Source organism: Desulfosporosinus hippei DSM 8344 (assembly GCF_900100785.1).
GTDB lineage: Bacteria > Bacillota > Desulfitobacteriia > Desulfitobacteriales > Desulfitobacteriaceae > Desulfosporosinus > Desulfosporosinus hippei.
The window spans coordinates 156,632-180,009 of record NZ_FNCP01000001.1 but is presented as its reverse complement, the minus strand read 5'-3'; the positions used below and the strand labels follow the sequence as shown (position 1 = coordinate 180,009).

The 23,378-nt window shown below is 42.0% G+C and carries 23 protein-coding genes, 2 riboswitches and 1 other annotated feature; of the genes, 22 read left to right on the top strand and 1 reads right to left on the bottom strand.

What is annotated here, in order from left to right:
- Positions 1 to 49 precede the first annotated feature (49 nt).
- The 3 genes from BLS16_RS00870 to ftsZ all read left to right on the top strand — a co-directional run bounded on the left by BLS16_RS00870 (position 50) and on the right by ftsZ (position 2,546).
- A complete protein-coding gene (locus BLS16_RS00870; RefSeq protein ID WP_092328707.1) occupies positions 50 to 775 on the top strand; it encodes a cell division protein FtsQ/DivIB in 726 nt (241 codons plus the stop codon).
- A gap of 18 nt (positions 776 to 793) precedes the next feature.
- Positions 794 to 1,123, top strand: a complete 330-nt coding sequence (locus BLS16_RS00865) for a small basic family protein (RefSeq protein ID WP_014904588.1) — start codon at positions 794 to 796, stop codon at positions 1,121 to 1,123.
- Between the two features lie 361 nt (positions 1,124 to 1,484).
- The gene (gene ftsZ, locus BLS16_RS00860) at positions 1,485 to 2,546 is read left to right on the top strand and encodes a cell division protein FtsZ (RefSeq protein WP_014904587.1); all 1,062 of its coding nucleotides are present in this window, start codon (positions 1,485 to 1,487) and stop codon (positions 2,544 to 2,546) included.
- Between the two features lie 71 nt (positions 2,547 to 2,617).
- Here ftsZ and BLS16_RS00855 read toward each other — a convergent pair whose 3' ends face one another.
- Positions 2,618 to 4,237, bottom strand: coding sequence for a methyl-accepting chemotaxis protein (locus BLS16_RS00855; RefSeq protein ID WP_092328705.1), 1,620 nt, complete (start codon positions 4,235 to 4,237; stop codon positions 2,618 to 2,620).
- A 514-nt stretch (positions 4,238 to 4,751) separates the two neighbouring features.
- Between BLS16_RS00855 and BLS16_RS00850 the strand changes: the two genes are divergently transcribed.
- The 19 genes from BLS16_RS00850 to gcvPB all read left to right on the top strand — a co-directional run bounded on the left by BLS16_RS00850 (position 4,752) and on the right by gcvPB (position 23,187).
- Positions 4,752 to 5,678, top strand: coding sequence for a sigma-E processing peptidase SpoIIGA (locus tag BLS16_RS00850; protein WP_092328702.1), 927 nt, complete (start codon positions 4,752 to 4,754; stop codon positions 5,676 to 5,678).
- Between the two features lie 48 nt (positions 5,679 to 5,726).
- Positions 5,727 to 6,404, top strand: coding sequence for an RNA polymerase sporulation sigma factor SigE (gene sigE, locus BLS16_RS00845; protein ID WP_242876146.1), 678 nt, complete (start codon positions 5,727 to 5,729; stop codon positions 6,402 to 6,404).
- A 57-nt stretch (positions 6,405 to 6,461) separates the two neighbouring features.
- Entirely contained in the window at positions 6,462 to 7,235 is a 774-nt protein-coding gene (sigG, locus tag BLS16_RS00840) for an RNA polymerase sporulation sigma factor SigG (RefSeq protein WP_014904583.1), read from the top strand.
- A gap of 184 nt (positions 7,236 to 7,419) precedes the next feature.
- A complete protein-coding gene (locus BLS16_RS00835; RefSeq protein ID WP_014904582.1) occupies positions 7,420 to 7,695 on the top strand; it encodes a YlmC/YmxH family sporulation protein in 276 nt (91 codons plus the stop codon).
- Between the two features lie 203 nt (positions 7,696 to 7,898).
- Positions 7,899 to 8,714: a peptidoglycan editing factor PgeF gene (pgeF, locus tag BLS16_RS00830; protein WP_092328697.1), complete on the top strand. Its 816-nt coding sequence runs from the start codon at positions 7,899 to 7,901 to the stop codon at positions 8,712 to 8,714.
- Positions 8,715 to 8,749: 35 nt separating this feature from the next.
- Positions 8,750 to 9,436 carry a response regulator transcription factor gene (locus BLS16_RS00825; RefSeq protein WP_014904580.1) on the top strand — a complete coding sequence of 229 codons (687 nt, stop codon included), beginning with the start codon at positions 8,750 to 8,752 and terminating at the stop codon, positions 9,434 to 9,436.
- A 7-nt stretch (positions 9,437 to 9,443) separates the two neighbouring features.
- Complete coding sequence (gene pnpS, locus BLS16_RS00820; protein WP_092328695.1) at positions 9,444 to 10,817, top strand: two-component system histidine kinase PnpS; 1,374 nt, start codon at positions 9,444 to 9,446, stop codon at positions 10,815 to 10,817.
- 43 nt (positions 10,818 to 10,860) lie between these two features.
- Complete coding sequence (locus BLS16_RS00815) at positions 10,861 to 11,793, top strand: biotin/lipoyl attachment domain-containing protein (protein ID WP_092328692.1); 933 nt, start codon at positions 10,861 to 10,863, stop codon at positions 11,791 to 11,793.
- A gap of 69 nt (positions 11,794 to 11,862) precedes the next feature.
- Positions 11,863 to 12,561 carry a YggS family pyridoxal phosphate-dependent enzyme gene (locus BLS16_RS00810; protein ID WP_092328690.1) on the top strand — a complete coding sequence of 233 codons (699 nt, stop codon included), beginning with the start codon at positions 11,863 to 11,865 and terminating at the stop codon, positions 12,559 to 12,561.
- A 24-nt stretch (positions 12,562 to 12,585) separates the two neighbouring features.
- A complete protein-coding gene (locus tag BLS16_RS00805) occupies positions 12,586 to 13,041 on the top strand; it encodes a cell division protein SepF (RefSeq protein WP_034598509.1) in 456 nt (151 codons plus the stop codon).
- A gap of 31 nt (positions 13,042 to 13,072) precedes the next feature.
- A complete protein-coding gene (locus BLS16_RS00800; RefSeq protein WP_143015488.1) occupies positions 13,073 to 13,309 on the top strand; it encodes a YggT family protein in 237 nt (78 codons plus the stop codon).
- Position 13,310: 1 nt separating this feature from the next.
- The gene (locus BLS16_RS00795) at positions 13,311 to 14,108 is read left to right on the top strand and encodes a YlmH/Sll1252 family protein (RefSeq protein ID WP_092328687.1); all 798 of its coding nucleotides are present in this window, start codon (positions 13,311 to 13,313) and stop codon (positions 14,106 to 14,108) included.
- An 11-nt stretch (positions 14,109 to 14,119) separates the two neighbouring features.
- A complete protein-coding gene (locus BLS16_RS00790) occupies positions 14,120 to 14,581 on the top strand; it encodes a DivIVA domain-containing protein (RefSeq protein WP_092328684.1) in 462 nt (153 codons plus the stop codon).
- Between the two features lie 86 nt (positions 14,582 to 14,667).
- Positions 14,668 to 15,141, top strand: a complete 474-nt coding sequence (locus BLS16_RS00785) for a hypothetical protein (protein ID WP_034598512.1) — start codon at positions 14,668 to 14,670, stop codon at positions 15,139 to 15,141.
- Between the two features lie 61 nt (positions 15,142 to 15,202).
- Positions 15,203 to 15,406: a binding site (T-box leader), on the top strand.
- 112 nt (positions 15,407 to 15,518) lie between these two features.
- Positions 15,519 to 18,305 carry an isoleucine--tRNA ligase gene (ileS, locus tag BLS16_RS00780; protein WP_092328682.1) on the top strand — a complete coding sequence of 929 codons (2,787 nt, stop codon included), beginning with the start codon at positions 15,519 to 15,521 and terminating at the stop codon, positions 18,303 to 18,305.
- A gap of 39 nt (positions 18,306 to 18,344) precedes the next feature.
- Positions 18,345 to 18,450: riboswitch (glycine riboswitch) on the top strand.
- A 3-nt stretch (positions 18,451 to 18,453) separates the two neighbouring features.
- A riboswitch (glycine riboswitch) is annotated at positions 18,454 to 18,529 on the top strand.
- A gap of 177 nt (positions 18,530 to 18,706) precedes the next feature.
- Positions 18,707 to 19,861, top strand: a complete 1,155-nt coding sequence (gcvT, locus tag BLS16_RS00775; protein WP_092328679.1) for a glycine cleavage system aminomethyltransferase GcvT — start codon at positions 18,707 to 18,709, stop codon at positions 19,859 to 19,861.
- A 137-nt stretch (positions 19,862 to 19,998) separates the two neighbouring features.
- Positions 19,999 to 20,385: a glycine cleavage system protein GcvH gene (gcvH, locus tag BLS16_RS00770; RefSeq protein ID WP_092328677.1), complete on the top strand. Its 387-nt coding sequence runs from the start codon at positions 19,999 to 20,001 to the stop codon at positions 20,383 to 20,385.
- Between the two features lies 1 nt (position 20,386).
- Positions 20,387 to 21,727, top strand: coding sequence for an aminomethyl-transferring glycine dehydrogenase subunit GcvPA (gene gcvPA / locus BLS16_RS00765; protein WP_092328674.1), 1,341 nt, complete (start codon positions 20,387 to 20,389; stop codon positions 21,725 to 21,727).
- Complete coding sequence (gene gcvPB / locus BLS16_RS00760; RefSeq protein WP_092328672.1) at positions 21,724 to 23,187, top strand: aminomethyl-transferring glycine dehydrogenase subunit GcvPB; 1,464 nt, start codon at positions 21,724 to 21,726, stop codon at positions 23,185 to 23,187. The genes gcvPA and gcvPB overlap by 4 nt, the downstream gene beginning before the upstream one ends.
- The last annotated feature ends 191 nt before the right edge of the window (positions 23,188 to 23,378 follow it).

Genomic DNA, 23,378 nt, shown 5'->3' with positions numbered 1-23,378 from the left:
AGAATAGGACTGTATTCGTTATACTTGGGACAAGGAGGAAAATACCACTATGGAACCCAAGAAAATGAATACGTCCTTTCTCTATATCGCAGTATTGACGATTCTGCTTTCCCTGGGTTTGGCGCTTTTTTTACGCTCCAATGCTTTTGCTATTCAACATGTTAGTGTGCAAGGATTAAGTCTCATTTCAGAAAGCGAAATCCTAAAGTTAACGGACGGAATTCAAGGGCAAAACCTATTGCTTTTTGATCGGAAAGCTCTTCAATATAAGATATCTTTACATCCGTTAATAAAAGATGTTCATTTCCAAAGAAATCTCCCTCAAACTCTGGTTGTTCAGGTTACTGAACGAACCCCTGTTGCTTTAGTTGTAGTCCCTAAAGGGGTTTTAGAGGTGGATTCCGAAGGGACTTTTTTGCGCCGGCTAGAGAGTTGGCCAAAAAATGATTATCCCGTGATTAGTGGAATTGAACTTCCCGATACAGTTGGGCCCGGGCAGAACCTGGAAAATTCTCTCCTTGAAGCAGGTCTGAACTTGCTTAAACAAGCTCCGCCGGAATTAGTTACTCAGATTGGAGAGTTGCATGTTAATGCTATCGAGCAAATTACTCTATTTTTGACAAGTGGGGTTGAAGTACGACTTGGACAAGCCAATGAGTGGAAAGATAAATTGATGGCACTTTATCAACTTTTAAGTGACGATGGGTACACTTCAATACAACAAGGGGTTCGTTATATTGATTTTACGGCGGCAAAACCGGTAATTGGTCGCTAAGTCAGGAGGATTTTTAATATGTGGTTACCCTTATTAGGCTTAGTTTTAGGACTAGCAATTGGGTATGTAAGTCCTTTTTCAGTTCCAATAGAATATGCAAAATACTTATCGGTAGGAATCCTCGCAGCTTTAGATTCTGTTTTAGGGGGGATTCGTTCTGCTCAGGAAGACCATTTTGATAGTACGGTATTTCTAACAGGCTTTTTCAGCAATATGCTCCTTGCAGCTCTGTTAGCCTATGTCGGTGACCGGATTGGTGTTGACCTTTATTTAGCAGCGGTGGTCGCTTTCGGCGTGCGCATATTCCAAAATTTAGGAAGCATCCGTCGCCATCTTCTTAAAAAATAGGAGATCATCGCCTAAGAATATCTTTAACACTTTAAGGGAATTGTCCGGAAAGTAATTCTGGAAGTTTTTTTAAAGATTCTTTTTCCTTTTTTTAGAGAAAAATTTATCATCAAAAAAAGGGTTATTGGATAAGAATATAGAATTTGTAATGTTGTGTGTATAACAAAATTGATCGGCCAATAAGCCGTTGGATGGCAGATACTCCTAAAGGAGTAGTTCTAGAGACTAATGTTTGAATTTAGCTGTTATTCAGCGAGAAAGTTTACACATGAACATATGGAAGCACAGAAAAATTATAGAAATAACCTGTATTGTTAATAAATTATTGCAGGTAAGAATGAGCGAGGGGGTTAACGCCTAAATGCTAGAATTTGATACAGACTTAAACCAATTTGCAGAAATTAAGGTCATTGGTGTTGGCGGTGGTGGAAACAATGCGGTTAATCGTATGATTACCGCTGGTTTACAAGGGGTAGATTTCGTAACAGTTAATACTGACTCCCAGGCTTTACAGCTCTCACGTGCGGGAGAAAAAGTTCAAATAGGAATTAAATTAACTAAAGGGCTGGGAGCGGGCGCAAATCCTGAGATTGGTGCTAAAGCGGCGGAAGAAAGTCGTGAAGAACTGGCTAAGGTTCTAAAAGGCGCGGATATGGTCTTTGTTACAGCAGGAATGGGCGGAGGAACCGGTACTGGAGCAGCACCTATTGTTGCAGAAGTCGCCAAAGAAATGGGGGCGCTAACAGTAGGGGTGGTTACAAGACCATTCACTTTTGAAGGGCGTAAGAGGGCTATGCAAGCTGAAAAAGGCATTGCCGAATTAAAAAGCAAAGTAGATACCCTTATTACAATTCCCAATGATCGTTTGCTACAGGTAGTGGACAAGCATACAACAATCCATGAGGCTTTTCGCATTGCGGATGATGTTTTGCGTCAAGGGGTTCAAGGCATTTCAGATCTAATTGCAGTTCCTGGTTTAATTAACTTAGATTTTGCGGATGTTAAGACTATTATGTCAAATACCGGCTCAGCATTAATGGGCATCGGTCAGGCAACAGGGGAAAATCGGGCAGCTGATGCGGCAAGAAAGGCAATTTCCAGCCCGCTGCTGGAAACCTCTATTGAAGGAGCAAAAGGTGTACTGCTGAATATTACCGGAGGAATAAATCTAACCCTCTTTGAAGTGAACGAAGCGGCAGGAATTATTTCGGAAGCAGCAGATCCTGAAGCGAATATAATATTTGGAGCGGTTATCGATGAGGATCTGAAGGAAGAGCTTAGAGTAACAGTCATCGCAACCGGATTCGACCAGCAATGGGCTGGTTTCGGTACCCCCCCCGGTAAGGTTCAAGACAATATTATTAAGACTGTAGCTAAAGAAGGGGATGTGGACATTCCTGAGTTTCTGAGGCGCAGACGGTAATCTTAATTAATTGTTAGATAAAAAACCAGGTCATACCTCTAGTGGTATGACCTGGTTTTTTCTTGGTGTATTTAGACTTCGAATCGTTGGATAACTTGGTTCAAGTGAGCGGAGGTTTTCGCTAGTTCAGAAGAGATGGAGGCGATTTCTTTAGTAGAAACCATTTGTTGTTCTACAGTTGTTGCTGCTTGAGTGGCTCCTTCGGCAAATTGAGTTGCAATTGTGGTTGCCTGCCGCTGAGTTTGAGCTAATAATTCACTCTGATTTAACAAGTGATCAGCATTTTGCAGGTTAGTCTCCACTTTTATTGAAGTTTCATTGATCACTTCGTCAAGGGAGGCAATGGCATCGCCGGCTTTTTCAATGACTGCCTTACCTCGGTTTACCTCGTTCATTCCTTGGCTTATCTTGTCGACAGTTGAGGTAACCATTCCTTGAACATTCGAAATAAGTTCCATAATCTGATGAGAAGAGTAAGCTGAACTGTCTGCCAATTTTCTGACTTCTTCTGCGACAACTGCAAAGCCCCTACCATGTTCTCCAGCTCGAGCAGCTTCAATAGCTGCATTTAAGGCCAGTAGATTAGTTTGATCTGAAATGCCATTAATTACAGAAATAATATCTCCGATTTTTTGGGCCTGTTCAGCTAATCCGTGTATAGATTGATTAGCCTGTTCCGTTGATTCATAGATCAGGCCCATCTCAAGAATTGCCTCATTAACCGCTAAGGTTCCTTCTTGGCTTGTTGATTTAGCGGATCTAGTCAAGGAAAGAACCTCCTGTGTGCTGATTAAAATGCTTTGGGAAGCAGATTGGATCTCGTCAACTTGCTTTTGTGACATTTGCATGCCTTGAATTTGATCAGTTGCTCCTGCACTAAATTCCTCCAGAGTAGCTGCCAAGGTTTCTTGATTTTCTGCGAATAGTTGAGCATGGGATGCTTGAGTTTGACTCATATCTTGAGCTCGCTCAGAAAAGGAAGCTAGATCCGTGATGATCGACTTCATGCCAAGAGATACTTTATTTACTTCGAATGATAGGCTTCCCAATTCATCATTGGAATTGGCCTTGGCTAGAACTTTTAGATTCCCTTTAGCAATGGCTTTTGTTACCTTAAAAGCTTGCTGAAGTGCCGATGAAACTTTATTCTTAAGCCAGAAACTATAGATTAGTTGAGCGCCCAGGGCAATGGTTGAAGAGATAAGCGAAGCCGGAGAAAAGGAACTTGAGATAATCCATGTCCCACCGAGTAGAAGAACCGGTAGTATACCTGAAAGCAGTTGTTTGCTAAGAAGATTTTTTTGAAGTGGTATACCCAGACGAACGGCGTAGGTATGAGTACCTTTGACAAAAACAGGGCTTGCCGCGTCTAGCAAAACTTCTCCAGTATTACGATGATAAATTTGAGTAATCGGTTGATTACATTGAGCTGCCTTTAGTTCAATTTCATTATTAAAGACCATACCTTCTCGTAAGCGATTTGAGTGGATTAATGCTAACCCTTTTAAGTCGCAAAGCAGTAAGAACTCATTGTTCTTAAGATTACGATCTATCGCTTCCCTCAGAGGTCGACGGGCACTTTCAAAATCCTTCGATTGCTCTAAAATGCTTTCTAGCTCTTTGGCAATCTGAACGATGGTATTCAGACCGTTTTTTTTCTCACTCAAGTTAACGTTTAGGTTTTTAGCCATTAATTATCTACCGCCTTTAATTGTTGATTAGTTCAAACGGCATTGAGAAACTAAGTGTAATTAAGCACATGGAGATATGTAAAAATTCTAAATTTTAATTTACAATAACACGGACTTATCAATATTTCAATAAAATTTGAATAAAAATGATTATTCTTGAAGAAATAACCGTAAATTTCCGTTTAATGTAACAGTTTGTCAAAGCAAAGGTGAAAACCAGTAGCCAACTTTCTCAGGGGAAAGCCGGGCTTAAAAGACTTATCAAAAATAAAAAGAATCCACAATCAATGTCAGCCTGTCATCAGATATTTAGATGAGTTAAGTATCGACTAAATATGTTGCTATCAAATAATTTCGTGCTAAAGCTTACACATACTGTCGACGAATAGGGTTCATAGATAAAAAACTACACCACTCGTACTAATTTACCTTTAATATCCATTTATGCCCCGCTGAATGCGACAGGTTTTACTTTGTATTTCAAGTATAATTTTTAGAGAAGCGCATAGAAAGGGTGTACCAAATTAGCATTGCACAGACCTATCTTGATCTGGCTATTCTCATTAATGGAGGAATGGACACTATCCTGCTTGTCCTTCTTGGTCGCCTACTCAAACTACCAATTCGTCTAAGCCGAATCTCTATGGCAGTTTTACTTGGCGAAATCCCCGTTGTGGTTGCCTATTATTCACTACCACCGTGGACTCTATTCATTAAATGGTTGATTCCTTTTCTTATGGTCTTTGTCGCTTTTCCAACTACAAGATTAAATGCGTTTCTTAAAGAAATCGTTGGCTTTTGGCTCCTTTCTGCAGGCTTAGGCGGATTTGTCTACGCTTCATGGGGATGGGCGCAATTTGATGGGGGAGTAAATAAAGAACGGTTAATTCTGGTTATAAACAGAGTTTGGATTCTTCCTTTAGGTGCTCTAATGTGGTGGCTCTTACAGCGACTTTGGCAACGATGGCAAGAAAAAAAGTCCTTTATAGGACGAAATATTTTCGATCTGGAGATCAATTTTGGTGGAGATGAGCAAGGGGTTATTCAAATCAAGGCCTTACTAGATACCGGCAATCATTTGCGGGATCCATTGACAGGCTATCCTGTAATTCTGCTGGAAGAGGAGGTTGCTGCAAGTGCTATGCCGGAGAATATCAAAGCGTTCCTGGATATCCCTTGGAAGGATTATGCAGACCCGTGGCCACTATTGTGGAAGGTCAATCCCGAGTTGGTAAAACGTCTTGTTTTCATCCCTTTTCAGACAATTGATAATAAGAGTTGGCTTCTAGGAATAAGACCGGATAGTGTAACGTGTTTCGGCGCCGAAGGAACTCAACAAATTCATGCTACGGTGGCGCTTGTAAGACAAGTATTAAGCTCAGAGGGTGAATACCAAGCGTTACTACACCCAGAACATGTTCAGAAAGGTGGAGATGGATGAATGAAGTGGTGGAGTAATGTTCATGGTAAGGCCAGAGGCCTATGGGCCATGCTGCTTCAAAAGATTTTTGGAGTTAGTGGAATCTATTACGTTGGAAGCAGTGAAGCCCTACCCCCACCACTTAACTCAGACGAAGAAGGGGTTCTACTAGAGCGTTTGGAAATGGGTGACGGTTCTATTCGAGATATTTTGATAGAACGAAACCTTCGCTTGGTGGTCTATATTGCCAGAAAGTTCGAAAATACCGGGATTGGAATTGAAGATCTTGTTTCCATAGGAACGATTGGCTTAATTAAAGCTGTCAATACATTTGATCCACAGAAAAAGATAAAACTGGCTACCTATGCTTCTCGTTGCATTGAAAATGAAATTTTGATGTATCTTAGACGTAACAATAAAACCCGGTCTGAGGTTTCCTTTGATGAACCTTTAAATATTGACTGGGACGGAAATGAGCTTCTGTTATCAGATGTATTAGGTACGGAAAATGACATTATCTCTAAGCCTATTGAAGAGCAAGTAGATCGTCAACTCTTGCATCTGGCAATGGGAAGATTAACGAATAGAGAGAAAGTTATCATGGAATTAAGGTTCGGGCTTGATGACGGGGTAGAAAAAACTCAGAAAGAGGTAGCAGATCGTTTAGGGATTTCCCAGTCCTATATTTCACGGCTTGAGAAAAGAATTATTCGTAGATTGCGTAAAGAATTTTGTCGATTGGAATAACCTAATCTATGTTAGGGTATACTTCCCAACAGAATTTGCTGGGGAGGTGCTCGTAGATTGGCATTGAATAAAGTTGAGATTTGTGGAGTGAATACCTCAAAATTGCCTGTATTATCTAGCGCAAAAATGAAAGAATTATTCGTAATTTATCAAGCTGGAAATCGCAGTGCCAGAGATAAACTAATCCATGGAAATCTCCGCCTTGTTCTGAGTGTGATACAACGGTTTACGAATCGTGGAGAATATGTGGATGACCTCTTTCAAGTTGGGTGTATCGGATTAATGAAAGCGATTGACAATTTTGATCTTGGTCAGAACGTAAAGTTTTCTACTTATGCAGTTCCAATGATAATTGGGGAAATACGCCGATATTTAAGGGATAATAATCCAATTAGAGTTAGCAGATCCTTGCGGGATATCGCTTACAAGGCTTTGCAGGTAAGGGATCAGTTGGTGAGTGAACGGTCATGTGAACCAACTGTTGCCGAAATCGCCAAGAAACTCTCGTTGCCTCGGGAAGACGTTGTTTTTGCCTTAGATGCTATCCAGGAACCAATTTCTTTATTCGAGCCGATTTACCATGATGGCGGCGACCCGATCTTCGTGATGGATCAGATAGGAGATGACAAGCAATCAGACAATGGATGGGTTGAAGGGCTTGCCGTACGAGAGGCGTTACGTCGACTCAGCGAACGAGAAAAACTCATCTTGTCCTTGCGGTTTTTTCAGGGAAAGACACAAATGGAGGTTGCTGATGAGATTGGGATTTCTCAAGCACAGGTTTCCCGTCTTGAGAAGGCAGCCATGCAGCATATGCGTAAGTTCGTGTGATGCAATAATGAGGAAAATTCAAATCTGAAATTTATGAAACGTTAGGCTATTTTTTCAGACCCCCTCATATGATGAGATATAAAAGTATGACGATATCATTTCATCGTTGGACTTAGCTCGGGGCTAGTGCATGATGTTCATTTCTGAACTTCAAACCCCGAACCTCGATAAAGGGGGGGAAAGAATGCGAGTATCAGACTTAAGATTGTTAGATATTGTGAATGTTAAAGACGGGCGAAGGTTAGGGCCGATTAAAGATCTAGATCTTGATTTAGAACGAGGTGTTGTCAAAGGGGTTATCGTACCCGGACCTTCGCGCAGTTGGGGACTTTTTGGCAGCGGAAAGACTGAAGATTTTTTTGTCCCTTGGGATCATGTCAAAAAGATAGGGGTAGACGTTATTCTAGTAGATGTTAACGATTTACCTGAATTTAATACTGAAAATGATGATCGACGATAATCCGCGAAAAACGAAAAAGCATAAACCTTTTGTCATAATAGGCAAAGGCTTATGCTTATTTTGTATATTATTATACTTTTTTACGGAGAAAATTGTTAGAAGTCCTTTTTTTTTGCTGAAAGTACTATTAGACTAGGACTTTTGGAGGTTTGTCCAAAAGGTTAATAGATGGTATATTTAATGTAAACAAAGGAGTTAGAGGGATGAGCTGGAAGCGACAAAAAAGTGGTGGAGGCTTAAACTATCTCACCATACCCAAGTGGCAAGCTGCGGGAATTGACTTGGGGTTTTCAACTCGAGTGGGTGGGATGAGTAAAGTACCCTACAACTCTTTCAATTTAGGGCTACATGTTGGGGATGACCCTAAGGTGGTTTTGGAAAATCGGAAATACTGGTTTAAACACTGGGGGGTTCCTTCTGATAGAGTTGCAGTAGGAGAACAGGTTCATGGTACAAATGTTATTTGGGTTACAGAAGAGGACGGCGGTCGAGGAGCTAATGAATTAGAAACTGCTATTCCAAGTGTTGACGGGTTGCTGACCCAGAGTACTTTGGGGTTAATGGCTTTTTTTGCGGACTGTGTTCCGCTCTATTTCTACTACCCCAATCTTGAGGCCGTAGGGATTGTGCATGCTGGTTGGAAAGGTACCGTGAATAAAATTGGTCTGGAGGCGTTAGAGTACTTTGAAAAAGCCGGCGGACAAACTGAAAATGCTTGGGTGGCAATCGGCCCGAGTATCGGTCCCAGTTGTTACCTAGTCGATGAACGGGTAGCTGAGGAGTTTCGTCTGAATTACGATAAGACGACCTTTCTCTATCCTCAAGAGGATGGACACTACTTGCTTGATCTATGGGAAGCGAACAAAATGTTGTGCTTAGAAAAAGGAGTACACCCAGAAAATATTGATATTGCAGCAGTCTGCACTGCGAGCAATCCTGAATGGTTTTTCTCGCATCGACGAGATGGTGCCCGGACAGGGCGAATGGCGGGATGGATCAGAATGCGACACGCCAAGTGAGATGGAATATCGAACATAGAGTAAGGAGGATTTAGGTGGCGACAATCTTAGTGGTTGATGATGAGGAACCGATCCTTGAACTCTTAAGGTTTAACTTAGAGAAGGAAGGTTATCTTGTTTCTGTAGCTAAGGATGGGCAGGAAGCATTGGATATTGTTGAAACTGAACATCCTGATCTTGTAGTACTGGATCTTATGTTGCCTGGGATGGATGGCCTAGAGGTTTGCCGTAGAATACGTTTGATTCCCAAGTACCAACACTTACCCATCATTATGTTAACGGCCAAAGGAGAGGTAATAGATAAGGTATTAGGGCTCGAGCTGGGTGCGGATGATTATATGACGAAACCTTTTAGTCCGCGTGAATTATTAGCCAGAATCAAAGCCCGTCTCCGTCGTATTAATCTGCCTGATGAGGTGGATTCTCAAGTTGTTAGAGGAGAGCTAAGAATTGATGTGAAAGGGTTTAGGGTCTATGTGCGGGGTGTCGAGACTGAATTAACGCCCAAAGAGTTTGAGTTGCTACGGGTACTGGTAGCACATCCAGGTAGAGTTTACTCTCGAGATGACTTATTGGAAAGAATTTGGGGATACGAATATGATGGCGACACACGTACCGTTGATGTACATGTTCGACATTTGCGTTTAAAAATTGAAAAGGATCCGTCCAATCCGGATTATATCGAAACATTACGCGGAATCGGTTACCGATTCAAAGGATAGTCAAACTATGAGTATTAAATGGCGAATAACTGGCCTCTTTTTAGGTATGACTGGTCTTTCATTGCTTCTTTTTTGGGTTGGAGAAAGTGTGAGGTTGATTTCCGGTCGCCAACAAATTGATTTAGGAGTTGTACTTCTTGCGTTGCTTTTTCCGGCAGGAGTTGTTTATTTCTACACGAGTCAACTTATTCGACGAATGGAGAAATTGCATTTTGCAACCCAGCGCATTGCCAGGGGAGATTTCGAGCATATTCATTTGTCAGATTCCAGTGACGAAATTGGACAATTTACCATTGAACTTAATAATCTCTCACGACACGTTGAGATGATAGTCCAAAATGGAACCCAAGAGGCACAGAAGATGGAAGCAATTCTAGCGGGGATGCAAGAGGGTGTAGTGGCGGTTGATCATGTAGGGCGGGTTGTCTTAGTGAATGCTGCGGCAGAGAGAATTTTTGAACGGCAAAAAACAGTTCGGGAACTAGAATATCTCTTAGAGTTGACCTACGATACTGAACTAGAGCAACTTACTCGTAAAGTCCTTTCAGGCCAACCTTCAGCCTCGAGAGAAATAAATATTGCCCAAAGGATTGTGCAAAGTAAGATTAATCCTATTTTAAGCGGGCAAGGTCAGTCTCGTGGCGCAGTTATAGTATTTCATGATGTAACTGAACTACGAAGACTTGAAAAGATTCGGACTGAGTTTGTTGCCAATGTCTCTCATGAATTAAGAACCCCTCTAACATCCATCAAAGGATTCGTAGAAACCCTTCTTGATGGGGCGGCGGAGGATCCCTCTTTACGAAATCGTTTTCTAGGAATAATCCAGGGGGAGACCTTGCGCTTACAAAGACTCATTGAAGACTTATTGACTCTGGCACGCCTCGAAGGTCAGCAAAATCATTCTATAAGCTCTGTTAAAGTAAGTTACGTCCAGAATGCATTTGAAATAATAAAACCCGTAATTCAAAGTTTCGCCCAAGCTAAAAAAATTCAATTAGAAGTTGATTTATCTGACAATTTGCCTCCCCTAAACATAGGAGAGAATTTATTAAGCCAACTTCTTTTGAATTTATTAGAAAATGCCGTAAAATATACTGCTGAAGGAAGGGTTTGGTTAAATGCACAAGTTGGACCTGAGTTTCTTCGCTTGGAATTTGGAGATACCGGTTGTGGCATACCTGAGGAAACATTGCCGAGAATTTTTGAGCGGTTTTATAGAGTAGATAAGGCCCGTTCACGTGAACAAGGGGGAACAGGGCTTGGACTTAGTATTGTGAAGCACATGGTAGAGGGATTGGGCGGAAATATCAGTGTAAATTCTAAGGTGGGAGTAGGAACGGTTTTTACGTGTTATTTACCAAGAGCTAAATTAAAATGAACACCTATTCGTACATGGAACTCGAAATTCCAGGGAGGGTAAAATGGAGGGGAGAAGAAGAAAACCCTATTTTTGGTTTTGGGGTCTAATATTCATTATGTTAGTCGGCGGTGTTGGATGGTGCTATCGCTCATCGTTCATTGCAGGAACAATAAAGTTTGCAACTGCTGAAACAGGAACCATTAACCATGAACGGATTGTGGCTGCAACCTTTGCAAACCAAGAATTGTCTGTACTCGCTCCACTTTCCGGTAAAGTTGAATACATTGGAGGAGATGGGCGACGTATTAGGCGTGGGGAACAGGTGGCAACTATAAAACCTGAGGGGGCTGCACCAGGTATTAAGGCGAGCGGAATAAATCAGTCGATAACTGCATCTATGGGGGGATTGTTTTTTCAGCAAAGTGATGGTCTGGAATCTATTCTTACCAGCGAAAACCTTATCTCGATGGATTTGAACAAGCTATTAACCCAGAACCCTGTCGCTAAAACAACCGGAGATACCTTTCAAACTGGTGAGGTTATAGGGAAAATCGTGAATAACCTTATTCCAACAATGGCCTTTTTGGAGATTTCGGATATAGAGGAGCTCACAGTTGGCAAAACTATGCGTGTTACTATGGGTAAACAGACTATTAGTGCTAAAATTCTGCGTAAGTCTGATCAGCCAAAAGGAGTAATCGTTCAATTTCCATACTATATTGACGGCTCTGCGGTGCAAAGAAGGCAGGACGTGTCTTGGGTCTTCCGTCCGCCCACTAATGGAGTGCTTATTCCGAAATCTGCTTTATGGACAAAAGGAGAGGAACTGGGGGTTTTTCTCTGGAGTGAGGGGATTGTACAGTTCAGAAAGGTGAAAGTCCTTGATGAAGATGACAATATGGTTTGCATCGAGAATCTCCCAAGTGGTATTCCTGTTGTAATAACCCCTCGAGATGGACTGGAAGGATTAGTTGCCAACGTAAAAAATATCTAGAGAGTGACTTATCAAGCAGGAAACCTATGAAACAGCGTAGAATTCATTATTTTCAAAGGAGATAGTCTGATGTTGGCAAAAGCGGGGATAGAAGAGCGCTTAAATGAGGTTCGTCGGCGTATTAACCATGCGGCAGAACGAAGTAAGAGAGACCCGAGTACTATCCGATTATTGGCCGTCTCTAAGACTCAGCCGGTTTCAAGTTTAGAGGAGGCTTATCGGACTGGACAAAGAGCCTTTGCTGAGAATCGAGTTCAAGAATGGTTGGAAAAGGCCCCTAATCTTCCGAATGATTGCCAGTGGCATCTGGTGGGGAGGCTTCAGACGAACAAAGTAAAATATTTAGATGATAAAATTGCAATGATTCATTCGTTGGACAGGCTTCCGTTGTTGGAAGCACTAAATATCCAAGGAGAACGACGCAGCATTGTTTGGACGACGTTGGTTCAGGTTAATATTGCGCGGGATCCTGCCAAGGCTGGACTCATGCCAGAGGAAGTGCCGGACTTTCTGAGCTCTGTTGGTGATTTTCCTTTTGTTAGAATACATGGGTTGATGACCATTGGGGCATTGGAAGCAAGCATGACAGAAACTCAGGGTTTTTTTCGCCAACTTCGAGAATTGCGGGACACACTGCAATCTCGAAAGTGGCCTGGAGCCGATTTGCACGAGCTTTCAATGGGAATGAGTCAAGATTTTGAATTGGCTATAGAAGAAGGGGCAACCCTTGTACGTGTAGGCCGTCAGATTTTCGGCGACCGTGAATAGAGACCTGAAAGAGGAGGAAAGATAATGGCCAAATTATTTGATAAGGTTATTGGAATTATGGGATTCGCAGACGAGGAAACGGAAGAGGATATTCTTGAAGAGAACGAACGTGAGAAAAGTGTTCAGGAAGAAGTTCGTACCAGCCGTAAAAACGCTCAGGTAGTAAGTATACATACTCAGAAACAAATGCGAGTTGTAGTGATGGAACCAAATTCTTTCGAAGAAGCTCAAAACATTGCCGACCAGCTTAAGACCCGTCGGCCTGTAATTGTTAACCTGGAAAACGCTGAGAAGGTTTTAGCCAAACGTATCGTTGATTTTATCAGTGGGACAACTTATGCTTTAAATGGAAACATGCAGAAAGTCGGAAACGGCATATTCTTGTTTGTTCCGAATAACGTCGACATATCTGGGGAGATGAGAGACGAGCTTAAAGACAAGGGTTTGTTTTGGCAGAGTTCTAAGTTAGGGAGGGATTAGTATTCTATTCGTTGTTCAAATAGTAAGTAAAGTGATATCTATTCTGATATACGCCATTTTTGTGAGAGTTATTTTATCTTGGTTTGGGCCTAAGTTTTACCCCTCAAACAACAAATTAGTTGCGGTTCTCTATGATGTAACCGATCCAATCCTCAAACCATTCCAGCGTTTTCAATTTGGCAATGCTGCAATGCGAATGGACTTCTCGCCAATCTTTGCAATTCTTGCCTTGAACGTTGCACAATGGCTGTTATGGCAAATCTTCTAGAATGAGACATTTAATTGATCGAAGCGTCTTAAAATATTGGGATGATAAAGAAGCACGTTTAGAAGCAGCTCATTTATTGGATCAAGTAAATTTAGTGCTTAGTAAAGAGTTCCAACAGGTAACTCCATTTTTGAGTTTTGCTATGCGGGATTGGATTGAATCCGTTTTGCGTAAAGAACATCTTGCCTATCTGGCAGAGGGCGGATTCCCTGATGCTGAACGGGTTCGCATTATTATGGGTGCAAAGGGAGACGTCATGAAACCGGAGCAGGCAGAGATTTCCCTGTTGTCAGTTCGAGCCACTAATCTGCGTGCTAAACTAGAGCATCATCAGATACTTGGATCTCTTATGGGATTAGGCTTACGAAGAGATTTATTTGGAGATATTCAAGTTGGCCAGAGTGGCTTCTATGTTGCGACTACTCTGGAAATCGTCCCAGTTTTGTTAAATCAATGGACTGAAGCCGGGCGGGAAAAAATTAATGTTTCACTATCCGAAGGAATACCGGATCTTCTGCCTGGACTGGGTGAAGAGCGGCGTATAACTTTAAATTCATCACGCCTAGATGCGGTGATTGCTAATGCCTTTGGGGTATCAAGAAGTAAGGCTCAAGAATGGATAACTCAAGGTAAGGTTAAAAAGTCAGGTCTTGGGGTGTCCAAAGTTGAAACAGAAGTACAACCTAATGACATAGTGTCCTGTCGAGGGCATGGGCGCGTTAAGCTATTGGAGTGCTCCAATACCCGAAAAGACAAAATAGCTTGGCAAATTCTACTTTTTCGATCACAACGGCATTAGGAGGGATCAAAATGGAAATGACTCCACTTGATATACGAAATAAAGCTTTTCGCAAAGGGATTCGCGGCTATCAATGTGAGGAAGTGGAGAAATTCCTCGAGAATGTCAGCCAAGAATTTGAATTAGCATATACTGAGAATTTCGAACTCCGTGAAAAGACAAAAGAGTTAGAAACGGAAATCGGACATTATCGACAAATAGAGAACACCTTACAACAGACTTTGGTGTTGGCTCAACAAACAGCTGAAGAAGTTAAGGAGTCTGCGCGTCAGGAGGCGGCACTTATTTTGCGAGAGGCAGAACATGCTAAGACAATAAAGGTTACTGAAGCACAGAAGAAGTGGGAAGAAATTCAAGAAGAGATCCAAGGTCTTGCCAGGAAACGTGATTTATTGCGTACGCAACTTAAGTCTTTTTTAATAGCCCATCTAGATTTAGAAACCTTACAGGAGAAAAATGAAGGCATCGCTTAACGAGATCAGCTGGAAAATGTTGCGAATATCTCTGGTTTCGTGGTAAAATGTTTTACAGATGACTTTGAAGGAGAAGGGTTTCATCAATGTATAGAATAATTAGTGAGATATCTCCGGACTTTCTCATTCAAGGGTTTGCCTTACACCAGGATGAGAATGAGATTTATGTTGGCAAAGTTGGCGGCCAAGAGGTTCAGCTTTTAGCTTCCATTGATAACTTAAATTCAGATGAAAAAGATATAAAGATTTTTTGTGTTGGGTTTGCTGAAGCGGATCACCATTTTCGTTCCGGAGATGTTTTGATGACCGGAAGTGATGATTTGCTAGATCGTGCCTTTAGGGCAATGGATGAAATGGAACAACGTGGTGTCGTTGTAAGTTTGACTCCCCCTCCAGACTCCAAGCACTTATACGTATCCAAAGAGCAGATGGATCCCTTTGTTCAAGACTGGAAAAGCCGGAAGCTATCATTTCTCTGTCTTTGGATGGTGGATCCGATTGATTCGGAAGGGCAAGCGAAACTCATTACCATACTGCGCAAAGTTATTTTAAAAGACTAGTGTTTTTATTGCAAGAAACCCAAAAGTTGTTTGCATTTGTAGTAATTTGATAGTACAAATCTTAAACACGTTGAAAAGGACAGTCTTTGTTAACTGGCTAAACAGCGAGCGGGGTTGGTGTGAGCCCGTGAGAAAGTGCAAAGAGATCCCCTTGGAGTGAAAGGCTGAAAGGTTAAGTAAGCTTTGTTCGGTTTGTCCCCGTTAAAAGACTTCCGAGTGGCTTTAGAGCAACATGGGTGGTACCGCGAGTAATCTCGTCCCTATTAGGGGCGGGATTTTTAGTTGCTTCATTCGGGCGAAATAGCAGTTGGTAAGGTGATAAAAACATTGAAATGCAGCAAGGTTAATATGCTTGAACCAAAGGAGGATATCTTTTAATGGACTATCGTAATACATTAAACCTACCCGAAACGGATTTCCCAATGCGGGGGAATCTTCCCAAAAGAGAACCGGAAATTCTCAAAGCATGGGAAGAACAGAATCTTTATGAGAAAGTGCAAAAGGCTCGGGAAGGGTGCCCGAAATTCATTCTTCATGACGGCCCCCCCTACGCGAACGGCGATATTCACCTGGGACATGCTATTAATAAAGTACTCAAAGATATCATCGTCAAATATAAGACAATGATGGGTTTTGATGCTCCTTATGTTCCAGGCTGGGATACCCATGGACTTCCGATTGAACAACAAGTTATTAAAAAATTAGGAGTAAACCGTCATTCGGTTTCTGCCTTAGAATTTAGAGAGAAATGTAAGGATTATGCCGAGAAATATGTAGGGATTCAACGGGAAGAGTTCAGACGGCTTGGAGTAAGGGGGGATTGGGAACATCCTTATCTGACTCTGCAAAAGGAGTATGAGGCTGCTCAAATAGGAGTTTTTGGGGATATGACTAAGAAAGGGTATATCTATAAAGGGTTAAAGCCTGTTTATTGGTGCCCTTCCTGTGAAACTGCACTTGCTGAGGCTGAAATAGAATATGCTGATAAGCCTGCTACTGCAATTTATGTGAAATTTGCGGTATGTGATGGACTAAGTGTTCTTACGGAAGATAACACATTTGTTGTAATTTGGACGACAACTCCATGGACACTGCCGGCAAATCAAGCAATTAGTGTACATCCGGAGTTTAAGTATGCCGTTGTAAAGGCGAACCAAGAACATTGGGTTGTTGCTGAAGGGATGTTAGAATCCTTACGTTCCCTCTGGAAGATGGAACTTCCTGTAGAAAAGATACTTTCAGGAAAGGAACTGGAAGGGGTTATATGCAAAAATCCGCTTATGAATCGAGACTCGTTAGTAATCTGTGGAGAACATGTCACCTTAGAAGCCGGTACAGGGTGTGTTCATACAGCCCCCGCCCATGGTGAAGATGATTTCTATGTTAGCAAGAAGTATGACTTAACCGTTTTATGTCTCGTAGACCACCAAGGGAAATTTACCTCAGAAGGTGGCGCATATGCGGGACTAAAGACCGGAAAGGCCAATCCTGTAATAGTGGAGGATCTAAAGAATTCCGGAGATCTTGTACTTGAAGAAATGATCGAACACAGTTATCCCCACTGTTGGCGCTGTAAAAGCCCGATTATCTTTCGGGCAACTGAACAGTGGTTTGCTTCGATTAATGGTTTCCGACAAGCTGCTTTAGATGAGATAGAGAAGGTTCGTTGGATACCTGCTTGGGGAAAAGACCGGATCTTTAACATGATAGCCGACAGGGGAGATTGGTGTATATCCCGGCAGCGGACTTGGGGAGTTCCTATCCCGATCTTTTATTGTGAGGATTGTGGGAAAGTGGTGGTTAACGATCAAACTATTGCCAGGGTCCAGGAATTCTTCCGGCAGGAAGGTTCTGATGCTTGGTTTGCTCATTCTGCCTTGGAATTGTTGCCAGAGGGAACTACTTGCGAGTGTGGAGGGACAAACTTCAATAAAGAGACAGATATCATGGATGTATGGTTTGATTCAGGAACTAGCCATGCCGGTGTCCTGAAACAGCGACCAGAACTGTCTTGGCCGGCGGATCTCTACCTGGAAGGTTCGGATCAACATCGCGGCTGGTTTAATTCCTCTCTGTCCACTTCTGTGGCTGCTTTTGGTCAGGCTCCTTACCGCAATGTATTGACCCATGGTTTTGTTGTGGATGAGCAGGGGCGCAAGATGTCAAAATCCTTGGGGAATGGGGTTGACCCTCTTAAAGTTGTTCAGGAATTAGGGGCGGATATTTTAAGACTTTGGGTGAGTTCTGTAGACTATAAAAATGATGTCGCCGCTTCTCCGCGAATTATGAAACAAATGTCTGAAGCCTACCGTAAAATTCGCAATACTTTGCGCTTCTTGCTCAGCAATCTCAATGATTTTGACCCGGCTAAGGATAAAGTTGCTTATAAAGACCTTCAAGAAATTGACCGCTGGGCTCTGCTTAAGCTTTCCAAAGTAGTCGAACGAGTACTCCTGGGATATGAATCCTATGAATTCCACTGGACTTACCATACCATTCATAACTTCTGTACCATAGAATTAAGTGCCGTTTATCTGGATATTGTCAAAGACCGGCTTTATGTAGAAGGGAAAACATCTCTTCTTCGGCGCTCGGCTCAGACAGTTTTGTACGAAGTTCTTGATGCTCTGGTACGTCTTTTAACTCCAATCTTGTCCTTCATGACTGAAGAAATCTGGCCGTATATCCCTGGAGAAAAGAGTGCGGCAAATGTTCAAATAGCAGAAATGCCTAAAGTGAATTCTGAGTGGATGGACGAGGAACTGGCTAACCGCTGGGATCAGATTCTTGCTTTACGCACAGATGTCTCAAAAGTATTGGAAATTGCACGACAGGACAAACTTATTAGTCATCCTTTGACTGCACAAGTTGATTTGTATCCGACAGAAGAACAGTACAAATCTCTTAAACAAGTTCCGAATTTGGCAGAAATCTTTATTGTTTCCCAGTTGGTAATGCATCTGCCTGATGAAGAAAGACCTGAAGGGGTACAGGCAGCGGAGGTTAATAAGGGATTAGGAATTCATGTTCAACCGGCCAGAGGGGAAAAATGCGAGCGCTGTTGGATGTTCCATGAGGAAGTTGGCATGAATGAAGAGTTTCCGACGATTTGCCCTCGATGTAGGAAGGTGATTTCAGAAAATTCCAGTAGACTTATTGACTGAAAAAGCATATTATATAACTAAGTAAATAGTTTATACCGGATGAAACTGGCAGGAGAGATCTGAAATACAGACGCCGAAGGAGAAATTCCTTGAAATTCGCTTTTCAAGGAGGGAAGCTCTCAGGCAAAAGTACTGCTAGAAGACGGGACTCTGGAGAGTTTCTTGTAAAAGAACACCAAAGGGGAAGCCGAGATACGGCGAATCTCTCAGGTTAAAGGACAGAGAAAATGCGACTACGCATTTTCTCTGTCCTTCTTTAATTTACAGAAATTCACAAGGGTGTTTTGGAAGGTTTTTTCTGGGTGTGATGTCCTGCTATATGGAACACTATTGAAGAAATCTAAGGCGCGAAGTATCTGCTATGAAAAATTATTTCTAGTCTAAAATAAGGAGGTTTCTTTATGAATGAATTAAAACGCACTCCACTTTACGAAGAGCATTTGGCTCATAAGGCAAAACTTATTGATTTTGGCGGATGGGAAATGCCTGTTCAATATGTTGGTGTTATAGATGAACATCATGCCGTTCGGACTAAGGCCGGCCTTTTCGATGTGTCTCATATGGGTGAGATAGAGGTTCGTGGTCAAGATGCTTTAGAGTTTATTCAAATGCTGATCACCAATGATGTCAGTAAGCTGGAAGATGGCAGAATTCTATACTCTCCTATGTGCTATCCAAGCGGTGGAATTGTAGATGACTTGTTGGTTTATCGATATAATTCTCAACATTTTCTGATTGTCGTAAATGCCTCCAATACCGATAAAGACTACGCTTGGATATTAAAACAAGCAGACAGTTTTAATGTGAACTTAGAAAATGTCTCTGACCAATATGCTCAGCTTGCCTTACAAGGTCCGCTAGCAGAAACTGTCTTACAGCGTATTACAGAACTTAATCTTTCACAGATTAAATACTATAGTTTCACTCACGGGAATATTGACGGGATTAGTTGTCTGGTTTCCCGGACGGGCTATACAGGAGAAGACGGATTTGAGATTTATGTTACTCCTGAACATAGTCGGCAACTGTGGAGAAAAATATTGGAAGTTGGTGCTCTAGAGGGTGTACAGCCGATTGGGCTGGGTGCACGTGACACATTGCGCTTTGAAGCTCGTCTTCCGTTATATGGGAATGAATTAGGAGCGGAGATTTCTCCTCTTGAAGCAGGGCTTGGAATTTTTGTTAAGCTAGATAAGGTGAATTTCATTGGGAAGGAGGTAATTCTAGCTCAAAAGGAACAAGGGGTACCGCGAAAGTTAGTAGGATTAGAAATGATTGATCGTGGAATAGCCCGTTCCCACTATCCCTTACAAAAAGATGGGCAAGAGATTGGATTTGTTACATCTGGCTCATTTTCACCAACTCTAAACAAAAACATTGCTTTAGGATTAATCAAGGCCGATTTAGCGATTCAGGGTCAGATTCTTGATGTAATGATTCGTGGAAAAGCAGTTAAAGCAAGAATTGTTCCCTCCTTGTTTTATAAACGTGAGAATCAAACAAAACCCAAGGAATCTGGCGTAGTATCTGATAAAGTATTATCCAGTATTGCATAGCTAAAAATAATCTAGTAGTTTTACTCTCTGCTAATTGCTTAAATAAAATTCATCTAGCCACACACATTTAGTATTACTAGTGGATGTTGCTGATCCCCTTTGGACAAAATAATTAAAATTTGAGGAGGATGATTTAAATGAATCCAGTTGATTTAAAGTATAACAAAGAGCATGAATACGCAAAGGTTGAAGGAAATATTATTACTTTTGGTATAACAGACCACGCCCAAAAAAGCCTTGGAGACGTAGTGTTTGTCGAGCTCCCGGATGTAGGAGCAACGGTAACGGCCGGAAAATCTTACGGTACAGTTGAATCAGTTAAAGCTGTATCCGACATCTCTGCTTCAGTGAGTGGAAAAGTTGTAGAAGTGAACACTTCAGTTATGGATACACCTGATTTATTAAATTCTGACCCCTATGGAGAGGGCTGGTTGATTAAGGTAGAGGCTGAAGATTTTGCTCCGCTGGAAAGTATGATGTCCGTTGAGGAATATGAGACATTATTAGCACAGGAGGAACATTAGAATGAACTTCGTACCGAATACGGACAGCCAAAAAGAACGGCTCTTAGCCCGTATCGGGGCTAAGTCACTTGAAGATCTCTTTACAGATATTCCCCAAGAAGTCCGTTTGCAGCGTACGCTGGCAATTTCTGGAGGAATGTCGGAGCAGGAATTAGTCAAACACGTCAAAGGTTTGGCGGGGTTAAATAAAACTGTCGAAGAGTATAGCTCATTTTTAGGAGCTGGGGCTTATGAACATTACATTCCCAGCTTCATTGACCAATTATTGTTGCGCTCAGAGTTCTACACAGCCTATACACCTTATCAACCAGAGATTAGTCAGGGAACCCTTCAAGCAATTTATGAGTATCAAACCTTAGTTTGTGAATTGACTGGAATGGATGTAACCAATGCTTCTATGTACGATGGGGCTTCGGCACTAGCAGAGGCAGCTCTTATGACCTGTGATGCTACGCGACGAGATAAAGTGTTAGTTTTGACTACGGTGCATCCGGAATATCGTGAAGTGTTGAAAACATATTTGCCACCCCGGGGTGTAGAAATCATTGAAGTTCCTTTCAAACAAGGTGTAATGGATCAGGCTGCTTTAGAAGTTCTACTAAAAGAAGATATCGCTGGTGTACTTGTTCAAACTCCCAACTTTTTTGGCGGGCTGGAAAATGTGGAAGAAATCGTCCGGATGGCTCATGCCAAGGGAGCCTTAGTGGTAGTCTCAGTTAACCCTGTTTCATTAGGACTATTGAAATCCCCTGGTGAGTGTGGCGTTGATATTGCTGTAGGTGAAGGTCAACCCTTCGGAAACCCGCTTAATTATGGTGGGCCATATTTGGGATTCTTGTCATGCCGAGACAAGTTTGTCCGTCGTATGCCGGGGCGAATAGTTGGGGCTACAACCGATAAATCCGGAAAGAGAGGATATGTTTTAACTCTTCAGGCACGTGAACAACATATCCGACGAGAAAAAGCAACTTCAAACATATGTTCCAATGAAGCACTTTGCGCCCTTGCCTTTACTATGCATTTGAGTGCCCTGGGTAAAATAGGACTTAAAGAAATGGCCAACCTGAATCTGCAAAATGCCCACTATGCTGCTCAAGAGATTGCCAAGATACCAGGGATGAGCTTGGCATTTTCGAGACCTTTTTTCCACGAATTTGTGATTAAGTCAAAGATTGAACCTGCCAAAATTAATTCAGGGCTATTGGAAAGCAAAATTATTGGTGGGCTAGATCTGGTTCGTTTCTATCCGGAACTTGATCACCATCTCCTCTTCTGTGTGACAGAGACTAAATCAAAAGCAGATATTGATCGGCTAGTGGCCAGATTGGGGGAAATCCAGTGAAAGTTTTAGAACCGCTAATTTTTGACCTGAGTGCCGATGGACGAACTGCAGTAAGTCTACCTGCCTGCGATGTACCGGAAGTTCCGATTGAAAATCTAATTCCTGAGAGTTTGTTGCGCAAGCAAGAACCGTTGCTTCCGGAAGTCTCTGAAGTAGACGCTGTCCGTCACTTTACTCATCTTTCTACCTTGAACCATGGTGTTGATACTGGGTTTTATCCACTAGGGTCTTGTACAATGAAGTATAATCCAAAGGTGAATGAAATGTTATCTCGCCTTCCAGGTTTTACTGCTCTACACCCCTATCAGCCGGAGTCGTTGACTCAAGGGGCTTTACAGCTTATGGCTGAGTTACAGGAGGACCTTTGTGAATTAACCGGGATGGATGGGTTTACTCTTCAACCGGCGGCCGGAGCCCATGGAGAAATGACAGGGATACTAATTATCAAAGCCTATCACGATCATCGCCAAGACACTAAACGTTCAAAGGTCGTAGTTCCGGATTCGGCTCATGGAACAAATCCCGCCACTGCCGCAATGGCCGGGTACGAAATTATTCAGATTCCCTCTAATGAACGCGGTGGAGTAGATCTTGACGCTTTGAAAAGGGTTCTTAATGACGAGGTTGCGGCTCTGATGCTAACAAATCCTAACACTGTGGGTCTTTTTGATGAAAATATTTTAGAAATAACCAAGTTGGTTCACGATGTGGGCGGTTTATTATACTACGATGGAGCGAATACAAATGCTGTAATGGGTATTGCCCGTCCTGGGGATATGGGCTTTGACGTTGTCCATCTAAATTTGCACAAAACCTTTTCTACACCTCATGGAGGCGGAGGACCAGGGTCTGGACCTGTTGGAGTTAAGGAATTTCTGATCCCCTATCTTCCTAAACCACTGGTTGTCCGGTCGGAAGATGGAATCTTTTCACTTAAAAATGATATGCCACTGTCTATAGGCCGTGTACGCTCTTTTTATGCAAATTTTTCAGTGCTTGTAAGGGCCTATGCCTACATTCGTAGCCTTGGCGGGGCGGGATTAAGGTCAGCTTCAGAAAATGCAGTTTTGAATGCTAATTATCTTATGAGTATTCTTAAAGACCATTATTATCTCCCCTTTGAACGCGTCTGCATGCATGAATTTATTATTACCCCTAAGAACCTTAAGTCAACGGGAGTACACACCTTAGATATTGCAAAACGTTTGTTAGACTATGGCTATCACCCTCCAACTATTTATTTCCCGATAATTGTTGAAGAGGCCATGATGATAGAGCCTACAGAAACTGAAAGCATTGAAACACTAGATAAGTTTGCTGAAGTTCTAATTATGATTGCTGAAGAAGCTCAGAATGATTCGGATCTGGTAAAGAACGCTCCCTATACCACACTTGTAACCCGTTTGGATGAAGTAAGTGCCGTCAGAAAACCAAACTTACGTTGGCGTAGAGAGCCTTAATAAAGCTTTTTTTAGACACAGGATGCTTATGTATTCTGTGTCTATTCTTTTCAATACAAAAAAGCTATATAAAAGCATATTATTAAAAGAAATCGGAAATTAAGGATTTTAATGAAATTATGCAGGAATTAAGTCAGAAAAAGTTGAATTATAAAAGGATTGTCCATAAAGTTACATGATAATAAAGGAAT

Coding starts and splice junctions, on each gene's coding strand:
- BLS16_RS00870 (WP_092328707.1), top strand. CDS start 50: ATGGAACCCAAGAAAATGAATACGTCCTTTCTCTATATCGCAGTATTG.
- BLS16_RS00865 (WP_014904588.1), top strand. CDS start 794: ATGTGGTTACCCTTATTAGGCTTAGTTTTAGGACTAGCAATTGGGTAT.
- ftsZ (WP_014904587.1), top strand. CDS start 1,485: ATGCTAGAATTTGATACAGACTTAAACCAATTTGCAGAAATTAAGGTC.
- BLS16_RS00855 (WP_092328705.1), bottom strand. CDS start 4,237: ATGGCTAAAAACCTAAACGTTAACTTGAGTGAGAAAAAAAACGGTCTG.
- sigE (WP_242876146.1), top strand. CDS start 5,727: ATGCTGCTTCAAAAGATTTTTGGAGTTAGTGGAATCTATTACGTTGGA.
- BLS16_RS00835 (WP_014904582.1), top strand. CDS start 7,420: ATGCGAGTATCAGACTTAAGATTGTTAGATATTGTGAATGTTAAAGAC.
- pgeF (WP_092328697.1), top strand. CDS start 7,899: ATGAGCTGGAAGCGACAAAAAAGTGGTGGAGGCTTAAACTATCTCACC.
- pnpS (WP_092328695.1), top strand. CDS start 9,444: ATGAGTATTAAATGGCGAATAACTGGCCTCTTTTTAGGTATGACTGGT.
- BLS16_RS00815 (WP_092328692.1), top strand. CDS start 10,861: ATGGAGGGGAGAAGAAGAAAACCCTATTTTTGGTTTTGGGGTCTAATA.
- BLS16_RS00810 (WP_092328690.1), top strand. CDS start 11,863: ATGTTGGCAAAAGCGGGGATAGAAGAGCGCTTAAATGAGGTTCGTCGG.
- BLS16_RS00805 (WP_034598509.1), top strand. CDS start 12,586: ATGGCCAAATTATTTGATAAGGTTATTGGAATTATGGGATTCGCAGAC.
- BLS16_RS00795 (WP_092328687.1), top strand. CDS start 13,311: ATGAGACATTTAATTGATCGAAGCGTCTTAAAATATTGGGATGATAAA.
- BLS16_RS00790 (WP_092328684.1), top strand. CDS start 14,120: ATGGAAATGACTCCACTTGATATACGAAATAAAGCTTTTCGCAAAGGG.
- BLS16_RS00785 (WP_034598512.1), top strand. CDS start 14,668: ATGTATAGAATAATTAGTGAGATATCTCCGGACTTTCTCATTCAAGGG.
- ileS (WP_092328682.1), top strand. CDS start 15,519: ATGGACTATCGTAATACATTAAACCTACCCGAAACGGATTTCCCAATG.
- gcvT (WP_092328679.1), top strand. CDS start 18,707: ATGAATGAATTAAAACGCACTCCACTTTACGAAGAGCATTTGGCTCAT.
- gcvH (WP_092328677.1), top strand. CDS start 19,999: ATGAATCCAGTTGATTTAAAGTATAACAAAGAGCATGAATACGCAAAG.
- gcvPA (WP_092328674.1), top strand. CDS start 20,387: ATGAACTTCGTACCGAATACGGACAGCCAAAAAGAACGGCTCTTAGCC.